The sequence below is a fragment of the Pedobacter sp. 01T416_2 genome (assembly GCF_056398925.1).
This window is the reverse complement of record NZ_JBFTQI010000089.1, coordinates 1-11,348: the sequence shown is the minus strand read 5'-3', so window position 1 is coordinate 11,348 and position 11,348 is coordinate 1. Positions and strand designations below refer to the sequence as shown.

Sequence of the window (11,348 nt, the reverse complement as noted above, 5' to 3'; positions counted from 1 at the left end):
GACCTGTAGCGCAGCTAAGCTATTTTTTATTCGTATAAAACGGATTGATATCTTGAAGTAGATTTCTCATTTTAAAATATACTTTTTTCCAGAAGGGCGTTCTAGTCACAACAATATCTCCCATAATTTCACCGCTAAGACATAGCTCAAGATTCAGGTTTTTATTGTCAGCTAAATCTACCAACGAATTCAAAGGCTTATAGCCAATGTAACTTACGGTTAAAATACAATTTTCATCTTCGAAATTTGCAGGCAACTTAATTTCAAAATTTCCTTTTTGATCGGTAGAAGCAAAAGCTAACCGGTTGTTTACCATAACAGATACTGAAGGAAGTGGCTGCTTGTCATCTTTATCTATTACCCTGCCCTTTATTGTTTTTAAGGTATCGCCTAAAATTTCTATTTTCTTTTCAAAAGAAGTGTTCTTGCGGTATCGATCTGTTTGATTAAAGGGTGTTTTGATTACTTTGGCGTCACTTAACTTCGGAACACTCAAAAAAGCCAGCAAAGATGCTGCAATCAGGTTTGGTTTAAATCTATTGAGTTTATAATTCTCTTTCACACGGATTAAACGATCAAGCTGCTCTGGCTTAAATCTTCCACAACTCTCCCCTTGATTTTGGTTAAACCATTGTTTTAGCGCTGCATCAGTAAAATGAGTAAAGTCTACTACAGATTTCTGGCAGGGCCCACAAAATTTTCCATTTGAATCAGCTTGCATTGCCGCCCACTCTTCATGGCAGGGATTTGAGATTTGAATTTTAAATTTAGATGGCATAAAAAAATGTATCTTTTATATAGGATACATTTTCGGCTACTATTCCACAAAACGTTTGATAATTCTGAGCTTGTGCGAATATTTACCCAATTCCTTATTAAAAATCCCTTGATCATCAATTGGATCAATTTTTACTTTGGCTGAGGAATGGATAATTTCATTTGGACTGAGCATGATACCTACGTGAGTAATTCTGCCTTCGTCGTTATCAAAAAAAGCAACATCACCAGCCCTGCATTCAGCCAAAAAGCCAACCAATTCGCCTTGTTCGGCTTGCTGTGAGGCATCTCGGTTTAACTTAATACCCAACATTTTAAATACGGTTTGTACAAAACCAGAGCAATCTAAGCCAAACAAATTCCTTCCACCCCATAGGTACGGGATATTTTGAAAAAATTTCGCCGTTTCAGTAACTTTATCGGTAAAATCCACAGCACTATTATTATATACTTCGAAATTCAGTTTAAATTTTTCCGTTCCAGCATAACAGAATCCCTCTTTTAAAAAAGGAAGGTTGCTTGCCGGACTTAAATGATATGAACTTCCATCAGCTGCTGTTAGCACATTATTGAAACTTAATGGGGCAAGCAATTTACAATCGTGCATTGCTACAAACTGGCTTTGGGTAATCGGGGCCAATTGTCTGAAATCCATCCAGCCTTCATATCCATCGTAGCCATTTTGAATGAGCCACCAACGTTCTTCTTTCTGAATAATTTCTACATGATCGCCGAATAAAAGTTGCGAAACAATTTCTGCTTTATCTGATGCATCTGCTCTCAAAGGTGCTACAGCAACCCTACAAATACCGTATTGATTTTCCATTTAAATATGCTCGTGAAACTATTGTAAAACTAATAAAATACATCCATTGCCTAACATTTTGCGCACAAATTTGTTATTTTTATGATGATCACCCTTTAAATATGCTCGCCATGAATTTTAAAAAAATATTAATTGCCGTTGATAACAGTACCTGCTCAGAAAAAGCGGCAAAAGCCGGTTACGACATGGCTGAAAAATTTGGAGCAGAAGTAGCATTGGTTAACATTATCGAGCCTATTCCCGCCAATGTAAACCCCGACTTAACTTTGGCGCCAGTGTTTTTAGAGACATACGACAATAGCGAAGAAAACAGCCACATTTTGCTCAAAGAAATGGAGACGAAATATAGTAAAGGTACAAAAACCACTTATTTAAGTGTTGTTGATACCGCAGCGCATGGTATTATCCAACAATCGGACGAGTGGGGATCTGATTTAATTGTTATTGGCACTTATGGACGTACGGGCTTGTACCATTTTTTAATGGGAAGCGTTGCCGAACACGTGGCGAGAAAATCTGCTTGTCCGGTTTTGATTATTCCTAATAAATGTGACATAGACTAGTTCATTGGTTAACTGGCCAATAGTTCATTAGTAACTGCAAGTTGCCTACTAAAAACTGAATACTCATTTATTGCTTATTAGTTGCTGTTTCCATCTCTGAACATTAAGAAATTAAGGACATTAAGATTTTAGCGATTGTTCATTGGTAATTGCAAACCGCTAACCGAAAATTCTTTAACACGAAACAAAAACATCTCCGCGTTATGCTGTGCTTCCTTGGCAGAAAATCTATCGGAAACTAAAAACTGTTAATTAAATTCAGTTTTAAACAAAAAAAGTCCCGGCATTTGCGGGACTTTCTTGTTAAAATATGTGATATAAGCTTATCCTTCCTGGTGCAACCAAGCTTTCTTAGCTAATAATTCTTCTTCTGTTTCGCGGATATCTTCGTCATCTACGCAACAATCTACCGGGCAAACTGCCGCACATTGAGGCTCATCATGAAAGCCCTTACACTCTGTACACTTATCGGATACAATGTAATAAACTTCATCCGAAACTGCTTCTTGAGCTGCATCAGCTTCAATTTGTTGATTACCAAAATCAATGATACCATTTAAATTTGTACCATCAGAAAAACGCCATGCAGTACCGGCATCGTAAATTGCGTTATTAGGACATTCTGGTTCGCAAGCCCCACAATTTATACACTCATCTGTTATTTTAATCGCCATGTTTTCGTCTAATTCTTTTGCTTAGTTTACCTTTGCGCTGCAAATATAAGATATAATCACTTAATAATAATTCTAAATATGTCAGCATTAACTCAAGAAAAAGTAATAATCGCGTTCAACAAACTAGGTAAATTGCTTACAAACCCTACTGACATACTAGGAAATGCATTTTATACCGCTGAAAGCACTAATGCATGGTTTACTGCAGAAAACATAAAAAAATCTATTTTATCTTTTGCTGAGATGTTAAATGAGGCTGATTTGGCCATTTGGTTCAAATCGATTAAGTTTAGTACCACTCCAAAAAAGGTGGGTTTAATCCTGGCAGGGAATATCCCCCTAGTTGGTTTACATGATGTTTTAAGTGTATTGGCCACAGGTAATATTGCTTTAATCAAACTTTCTTCGGCTGATGATAAATTAATTAAAGCCGTAATTGCAGAACTCGTTAAAATAGAACCTGCTTTTGAGGATAAAATAGAATATGTAGAGCGCTTAAAAGATTTTGATGCTGTTATTGCAACCGGAAGTAACAATTCATCTCGCTATTTCGACTATTATTTCAGTAAAGTGCCCAACATTATCAGAAAAAACAGGAACAGTGTTGCCGTTTTAGACGGTTCGGAAAGTTTCGAGGATATCCAAAAGCTAGGTAACGATATTTTTGATTATTTTGGCCTAGGCTGTAGAAATGTTTCTAAAATCTATTTTCCAAAAGGTTACGATATCGCAAATTTTTACGAAGGCGTAGAAAGTTTTCAACCTATTATCAACCACTTTAAATACAATAACAATTACGATTACAATAAATCTATCTACTTGGTTAATGCTGCCAAGCACTTCGACAATGGTTTCTTGTTATTAAAAGAAGATGAGAACCTGACATCGCCTTTGGCTGTTCTTTTTTATGAAGAATACGAGCAGCTGCAAGCGCTTGAAGATAAACTGAAAAACCAATCAGAAAACATTCAATGTGTGATTAGCAAATCGCCTTTAAGTTTAAATACTTTCAGTTTTGGTCAAAGCCAGCACCCCAAACTTTGGGACTATGCAGATAATGTAAATACCGTTGAGTTTTTGAATGGGTTAAACTAATATTGGTGAGTGACTTTGCTTATTGATGCGTTTAGATTTTAAATTTATTTAATATTGTATAAATCTGAACCAGTAAATGCACGCACTATCAAAAGCTTTATTCTTTCTTTATATTCTCCTGTTTACAAATTTTGTAAAAGCACAACTTTGTAGCGGGACCTTCGGACAACCACTCATTAGTCAGACCTTTGGGCAGGGAAACAATACTGATAGCTGGTATGGGCCATTGGCACAATATGCACCAGGCGCTTCTACTTATACAACTTTTGTTGGTCCTCCGGGAGTAAGCCCACGTAATTTAACTGCCAACCAATCGGGTTTGGTTAAAACGCCTGCAACACCGGGTAATCCCTTACCCATTTATTGGCAGCCGCATGCTGATCATACCGGAGATCCTAGTGGTTTGATGCTTTTAATTGATGGTATAGCAACTCGAACTGTATTTTTTGAGCAGCGAATGGATAATCTATGCCCAAATACCACTTTACGTTTATCCATTTGGGTATTAAATACAAATTCGCCTGCTGCCAATGCTCAAAATCCAAATATGATCTTGCGTATAACCGATCCCAATAATAATATATTAGGCGAAAAACCAACCGAAAATGTACCCGCAGATGGAACATGGCATCAATATTCCGTTGACTTTAGTAATAGCAATAGCTCAACGGTAATCTTACAGTTGGTTAATAACACACCAACAAATAGTGGTAATGATTTTGCTTTGGATGATATCACCGTACAAGCTTGTGGCCCAGCTATCGCTCCATTTTTCAACACGAATGCCTCTTTATTAAACATGTGTGAAGATAATACCGACAATTTCATTTTAGATGCAAATATTACTGCAGGATATACAAACGCAGTTTATCAATGGCAGGAAAGTACAGGTAGCGGCTGGGCTGACATTGCTGGCAAAACAACGAAACAAGCTGCTATAGATTTTTCAAATCGTATAGCTGGCACCTATCAATATCGGTTAATTACGGCTATGAATGGTAATATTGATAGAACTTATTGTAGGGCGATATCAGAGCCTATAAAGGTTACTGTAAACCCATTGCCAACAGCCTCGGCAGAAAATTCTGGACCGGTTTGCATTAGTAGCACCATTCAACTAAATGCTTCTGGTGGAACAAGTTATAAATGGTCAGGGCCAAATCAATTCACATCAACAGAGAAAAACCCAACTATTGCCAATGCAACTAAAGCGATGGAAGGCACTTATACTGTTCAGGTGACTGCAAATGGGTGTACATCTCCTGCAACAACAACCGTTGAGGTTTTAGCGCCAATAATTCCGATAACCAATATCCAAAGCGCAACCATTTGCGAAGGTAAATCGGTTCAAATTGAGGCGTCAGGAGGCAGCTCTTACCTCTGGACTCCATCCAATGGCCTTTCCAATCCGCAAGCATCTAATCCAATTGCTTCGCCAACTGAAACAACCACTTACACTGTAAAGGTTTCCAATGGTGGCTGTTTTGCAACCACAGAAATCACCGTCAATGTGAATAAAAATGTAATGGCCGATGCAGGTGCTGATCAAACGATCGTTACCGGACAATCAACAATTTTAAACGGTAAAGTGAGTGGAGATGATTTTACCTATTTCTGGACACCATCAGATTATCTTGATGATCCCACCAAACTCAACCCCATTGCTACACCAACTGAAGATATTACCTATACTTTACATGCCAGCTCAAATTTAGGCTGTAACAGTAGTACTGATGAGGTTTTCATCAAGGTTTATCCAAAAGTGGTAATCCCCAATACCTTTACGCCAAATGGTGATAATGTAAACGATAGCTGGAATATTCCATCTATTACATCTTTCCCCAATTCAATTGTGAAAGTAACCAACCGATATGGCCAGCTTGTTTACCAGAGCAACGGAACTTTTAAAGCCTGRGACGGAAAAATGAATGGCAAAGATCTTCCTCCGGCAACATATTATTACAGCATTTATTTAAACAAAGATTTTAAAACCTATACTGGCTGGGTAATGCTGATGAGATAAAAAGGACTTCTTACTTCCGCTTATCATTTGGAAATGCTATTTTTGGACACAATGTATATCRTTAAAGTTAAAGGCATAGCCAAAATTCCAGATTACGTACAGCTAAGAGATGACAAGTTTACACTTTTAGCTTATTTTAGGGTTGATAGACCTGATAAGTCGCTGGAAAAACTCGGACTTGGCGACAAGCAAGAATACATTATGGAAATGGTTAAAGGTTTGCCTTTCGGGCAGATTGCAAAATTAGAAATATAATATGGCAGGCAACTCAGTAATTCATTTAAGCAATGTTGATGTTTTTCAACAGAAACATTTAGTCCTCTCAAACGTAAATTTACACATCGAAAAGGACGAATTTGTCTTCCTGATCGGTCAAACAGGTTCGGGTAAGAGCAGTTTGCTTAAAATATTATATGGCGACTTACATATTGGTAATGGCGAAGGCAATATTGCTGGTTTCGACCTTAAAAACCTAAAAGAAAGTCAGGTACCATTTTTGCGCCGTAAATTGGGTGTAGTTTTTCAGGATTTTCAATTGCTTACCGATAGAACGATTGAAAAAAACCTTGAATTTGTGCTCAAAGCAACAGGTTGGAAAGACGAAAAACTAATTAACGAACGCATTAAAGATGTTTTAGACAAAGTTGGTTTGCGTTCTAAAATCAAAAAAATGCCACACGAAATTTCTGGTGGCGAGCAGCAGCGTATTGTTATTGCAAGAGCTTTGTTAAATGATCCAGAAATTATTCTTGCTGATGAGCCTACCGGGAATTTAGATCCGGAAACATCAGAAGAAATTGTAACCCTTTTAAAACAAATTAGCCAGACTGGAACTGCGGTTTTAATGGCCACACACGATTACCATATCATCCGTACTTTCCCTTCGCGCATTATTAAATGTGAGAATGGGATTGTGCACGAAGATGCACAAATCGTATAAAAAATTCTGACATCCGTCAGCTAATCAGCCAATCTGTTCAGATAAATACAAATAAATCTGACAGCTTGGCTGATTTCCGTTTATGGCAAAATAGTTGAGATCAACACAAAAAAATTCAGCCCAGTATTATGTTTAATAAGAAGAAAAATAACGATAAAGAAGAAAATATAATGAATCCTGAAAATACATCAGAAAATACTGCTGAGAATGTAGAGAATACTGATGCTCCTATCGCTGAAACTGAGCAGGCGCCCGAATTATCTGCAGAAGAAAAATTGCAAGCGGAAGTTCAACAACTTAACGACAAATATTTACGTTTATACGCTGAGTTCGATAATTATAAACGTCGTACACAAAAAGAACGTGTAGAATTATTGCAAACGGCTGGTAAAGATGTAATTGTGTCACTTTTACCTGTTTTAGATGATTTCGACCGTGCATTAAAAGCAATGGAAACTGCTGCTGATGTTGCCCCGGTTAAAGAAGGCATTTTATTGGTAAGCACAAAGCTAAAAAACACTTTAGCACAAAAAGGATTGAAAGATGTAGAAAGCATCAGTCAACCTTTCAATACCGATTTCCACGAAGCAATTACCAATATCCCTGCTCCTAGCGATGATCTTAAAGGGAAAGTGATAGACGAAGTTGAAAAAGGTTATACCTTAAATGATAATGTAATCCGCTTCGCTAAAGTTGTAGTTGGAGCGTAAAAAATAATTATTGAATGATTGAATTTTGAATGATTGAATTAACATTCTCTCATTCCATCACTCAATCATTTAATCATTTTATAAAGAAGATGAGTAAAAGAGATTATTACGATGTATTAGGCGTAACTAGGGGCGCAGCCGCTGATGAGATAAAGAAAGCTTATCGCAAGATGGCGATTAAATATCATCCAGATAAAAATCCAGGAGATAAAGCTGCTGAAGATAAATTTAAGGAAGCTGCCGAAGCTTACGAAGTTTTAAGCAGCCCCGATAAAAAACAACGTTATGATCAATACGGTCATGCGGGTGTTGGTGGCGCAAGTGGCGGTGGTTACGGCGGTGGCGGCATGAACATGGACGATATTTTTAGCAATTTCGGCGATGTATTTGGCGGTCACAATCCTTTCGAAAGCTTTTTTGGTGGTGGTGGCGGTCAGCAACGTGGTGGTCGTCGTGTAGCCAAAGGCTCTAACCTACGTATAAAAGTTAAATTAACACTGGAGGAAATTGCACATGGTGCAGAAAAGAAAATCAAGGTTAATAAACTAATTGTTTGTAAAACCTGCGATGGCTCTGGTGCGAAAGATAAATCATCAGTAAGTACCTGTGGTACCTGCGGTGGTAGCGGCCAGGTGCGTAGAGTAACCAATACCATTTTAGGCCAGATGCAAACAGCATCTACCTGCCCTACCTGTAACGGTAGCGGTCAGCAAATTACCTCAAAATGTACAGTTTGTCATGGAGACGGCGTTGTACGTGGCGAAGAAACTATTACCATTAATATTCCTGCTGGTGTAAGTGAAGGTATGCAGTTAAGCATGAGTGGAAAAGGAAATGCTGCACCTAATGGCGGTATCCCAGGCGATTTAATTATCTTAATTGAAGAAACGCCACACGAAACCTTAAAACGCGAAGGCAACAATATCGTTTACGATTTACATTTAAGCTTCGTTGATGCTGCTTTAGGGATGAGCATTGAAGTACCAACCATCGATGGTAAAGCAAAAATCAAAATCGATCCGGGTACACAAAGCGGAAAATTATTACGCTTAAAAGGTAAAGGTTTGCCAGAAGTGAATTCTTACCATAGAGGTGATGAGATTATCCACATCAATATCTGGACACCAAAAGCTTTAAGTAGCGACGAACGTAATGCTTTAGAGAAATTACGTGAATCGCCTAACTTTAAGCCTCAACCGGGTAAAAATGATAAGAGTTTCTTCGAAAGAATGAAAGAATACTTCGAGTAATTAATTAAATATAAATTGAAAAACCGATGTCGCAAGCATCGGTTTTTTTGTTTTATATAAAGCATCATACCAAAACCCATGCTTTAGTGAAGTCAGATGTTACCACCTGACTATAAGAAATATCCCAGTAAACATGGATAATCCATTTCTCTGTATCAGATGTTACCATCTGACACCACGGGTATTTTAGTTTGTTTTTGGGTTACCATATCCATATAACAGGTATTAATCCCAAAACATGAACGAACTCACTACCGCTTTCAGAAAGTATCCAATAGCATCGGTAATATTTGCATTGTATTTAATCGGTTGGATTTCTCCGGTCCTGATTGAGATTTTCTTTGCTTCGACAAAAAAAGAATCGCAATTAAAAAACAATCATTCCCCGTTTGCTGGATTTTTAACACTTTCAATTTTCTACCTGTTAATTATGTTAATAATAGGTTTTGTAGCTAAGAGAAATAATTTCTATTTAAAGTTATCCGGCTATATTGGTATCTCATTAATTATTTTCAGTGCAATCTATAACGGATAATAAACCTTTTCATTTATAGTCTGTTTTCTATACATGAAATGGAGAATTGGTTGCTCAGGCTTCTATTATCGCGAATGGAAAGAGATTTTCTACCCAAAAGGTTTGGCACAAAAAGATTGGTTTAAGTATTATTGCGAGCACTTTAATACAATAGAGATCAATTCTACTTTTTATAAAATGCCAACGCAAAAATCGTTCGATAAATGGTATAGTGAAAGTCCGGGTGATTTTTTATTTACAATTAAGGCACCCCGGCTGATTACACATTATAAACAGTTCAATGAATGCGAGCAACTCATAAACGATTTTTACGAGGCCATTCAAATTGGGTTAAAAGAGAAATTGGGCTGTGTACTGTTTCAGTTTCCGCCAAAGTTTGATTATAGTGTAGAACGGTTAAATCTGTTGATCGAAAATTTAAGACCTGATTTTAAAAATGTGGTAGAGTTTCGTCACATCAGTTGGTTTGATGAAGAAATTTATAAAAACCTCGCTCAAAAAAACATCATATTTAGCGGTCAAAGCTACCCTTCTGCCCTACGTGATGATGCAATTCAGAATGCAGAAACTGTGTATTACCGTTTTCACGGGAAGCCTGTGCTTTACAAATCAGAATACGACATCAATGTAATTAAGGATTTCAAAAATCAGATCAAGGATACAGAAAGCGAAATTTTTGTATATTTTAACAATACCTGGGGAGTTGGAGCATTACATAATGCGAAACAATTGCAGGATTTAGTGAAATAGGTTTATTTTGTGAGGTCAGATGTTACCATCTTTCACCACGGGAATAAAGGCAGCGATTTACCGCTTAAAGGACACTGTTATTTTTACCTAAACCGACAAACCTGAATAAAATAAGCCTGATAGCTATGGTATTTAACTCTACTACCCTTAATTTAGCACCCACAATAACGAGATTTAATGGATAGCAGGAAATAGTTACCAAAGAACCGTTGTAAAGCTTTCCAAAACACAAAATTATAAACTATGCGCATTGCTGTTATCGACCTGGGCACGAACACTTTCCACTTGCTTATTGCTAAAATAACAGGAAATCAGCCTGAAATTTTATACAAAACCAATGTGCCTGTTAAATTGGGCGAAGGAAGAATTAACGACAATATTATCATTCCTGCAGCCTTTGAAAGAGGTGTGAACTGCCTTGAAACGTTTAGCCATACAATGGCTGAATATCAGGTTAGTGAGCTAAGGGCTACCGCTACTTCGGCGGTTAGAAGCGCAGAAAACGGGCAAGATTTTGTTGATGCTGTAAAAGAAAGAACTGGAATAAGCATCGAAACGATTAGCGGCGATGAAGAGGCTGAATTAATTTACCAAGGTGTAAAACTGAGCGGAGCAATTACAGAGATATCTTTGATTATGGATATAGGCGGCGGAAGTGTTGAATTTATCCTGTGCGATCCCGAAAAACTGATCTGGAAGAAAAGTTATAACATTGGGGCGGCACGTTTAATGCAGCAATTCTTTAAATCAGATCCCATAGCCGACGAGGAGAAAAATGCCATTTTATTTCACATTCAAAATCAACTGGCAGATCTTTTCGAAATCTGTGAAAAATACCATCCAGAAATTTTAATCGGATCTGCTGGGGCATTCGAAACATTTGCCGAGCTTATTATTAGAAAAAACAGCTTAAAAGCGGATATTAACACTGCCAAAACTTTCGCATTCAATTTCGACGACTACATTGCAACTTCGATCAAACTACTCAATGCTACGCATAAAGAACGGGCGGAAATGCCTGGAATGATCCCTTTAAGGATAGATATGATTGTGATTGCGGCTTTAATTACCAATTATGTTTTAGGCCGATGTAAAATAAACCGCTTAACGCTTTCTACTTACGATTTAAAGATGGGTGTTTTGGCCAGCCTGATATAAAAAATGATCCATACAGGATATGGATCATTGAGAGTTTAGCCTATATA

General features: G+C 37.4%; 12 protein-coding genes. 9 read left to right on the top strand and 3 right to left on the bottom strand.

Annotated features, from left to right (window positions below):
- Positions 1–19: 19 nt before the first annotated feature.
- Positions 20–778 (bottom strand): carboxypeptidase-like regulatory domain-containing protein, encoded by a 759-nt coding sequence (locus AC1DPQ_RS05935; protein WP_477579260.1) that lies wholly within the window; start codon positions 776–778, stop codon positions 20–22.
- 39 nt (positions 779–817) lie between these two features.
- Positions 818–1,603 (bottom strand): C40 family peptidase, encoded by a 786-nt coding sequence (locus AC1DPQ_RS05930; RefSeq protein ID WP_477579258.1) that lies wholly within the window; start codon positions 1,601–1,603, stop codon positions 818–820.
- A 110-nt stretch (positions 1,604–1,713) separates the two neighbouring features.
- On the opposite strand from AC1DPQ_RS05930, the gene AC1DPQ_RS05925 reads away from it, so the two are divergent.
- Positions 1,714–2,166: a universal stress protein gene (locus AC1DPQ_RS05925; protein ID WP_477608387.1), complete on the top strand. Its 453-nt coding sequence runs from the start codon at positions 1,714–1,716 to the stop codon at positions 2,164–2,166.
- A 323-nt stretch (positions 2,167–2,489) separates the two neighbouring features.
- Here the strand turns inward: AC1DPQ_RS05925 and AC1DPQ_RS05920 are convergent, their stop codons facing one another.
- Entirely contained in the window at positions 2,490–2,840 is a 351-nt protein-coding gene (locus AC1DPQ_RS05920; protein ID WP_025143125.1) for a 4Fe-4S dicluster domain-containing protein, read from the bottom strand.
- A 78-nt stretch (positions 2,841–2,918) separates the two neighbouring features.
- Here AC1DPQ_RS05920 and AC1DPQ_RS05915 point away from each other — a divergent pair, with 78 nt between their 5' ends.
- The 8 genes from AC1DPQ_RS05915 (at position 2,919) to AC1DPQ_RS05880 (ending at position 11,301) form a co-directional block, all read left to right on the top strand.
- Positions 2,919–3,935 carry an acyl-CoA reductase gene (locus AC1DPQ_RS05915; RefSeq protein ID WP_477579254.1) on the top strand — a complete coding sequence of 339 codons (1,017 nt, stop codon included), beginning with the start codon at positions 2,919–2,921 and terminating at the stop codon, positions 3,933–3,935.
- A 76-nt stretch (positions 3,936–4,011) separates the two neighbouring features.
- Positions 4,012–5,958, top strand: a complete 1,947-nt coding sequence (locus tag AC1DPQ_RS05910; protein ID WP_477608385.1) for a gliding motility-associated C-terminal domain-containing protein — start codon at positions 4,012–4,014, stop codon at positions 5,956–5,958.
- A 51-nt stretch (positions 5,959–6,009) separates the two neighbouring features.
- Positions 6,010–6,213: a fructose-6-phosphate aldolase gene (locus tag AC1DPQ_RS05905; RefSeq protein WP_477608383.1), complete on the top strand. Its 204-nt coding sequence runs from the start codon at positions 6,010–6,012 to the stop codon at positions 6,211–6,213.
- A gap of 1 nt (position 6,214) precedes the next feature.
- Positions 6,215–6,898 (top strand): cell division ATP-binding protein FtsE, encoded by a 684-nt coding sequence (locus tag AC1DPQ_RS05900; RefSeq protein WP_477579251.1) that lies wholly within the window; start codon positions 6,215–6,217, stop codon positions 6,896–6,898.
- A 128-nt stretch (positions 6,899–7,026) separates the two neighbouring features.
- Positions 7,027–7,608 (top strand): nucleotide exchange factor GrpE, encoded by a 582-nt coding sequence (locus AC1DPQ_RS05895; RefSeq protein WP_029278681.1) that lies wholly within the window; start codon positions 7,027–7,029, stop codon positions 7,606–7,608.
- A gap of 89 nt (positions 7,609–7,697) precedes the next feature.
- Entirely contained in the window at positions 7,698–8,858 is a 1,161-nt protein-coding gene (dnaJ, locus tag AC1DPQ_RS05890; protein WP_029278682.1) for a molecular chaperone DnaJ, read from the top strand.
- A 568-nt stretch (positions 8,859–9,426) separates the two neighbouring features.
- Positions 9,427–10,143, top strand: coding sequence for a DUF72 domain-containing protein (locus tag AC1DPQ_RS05885; RefSeq protein ID WP_477579247.1), 717 nt, complete (start codon positions 9,427–9,429; stop codon positions 10,141–10,143).
- 243 nt (positions 10,144–10,386) lie between these two features.
- Positions 10,387–11,301 carry a Ppx/GppA phosphatase family protein gene (locus AC1DPQ_RS05880; protein ID WP_477579245.1) on the top strand — a complete coding sequence of 305 codons (915 nt, stop codon included), beginning with the start codon at positions 10,387–10,389 and terminating at the stop codon, positions 11,299–11,301.
- Positions 11,302–11,348 lie beyond the last annotated feature (47 nt).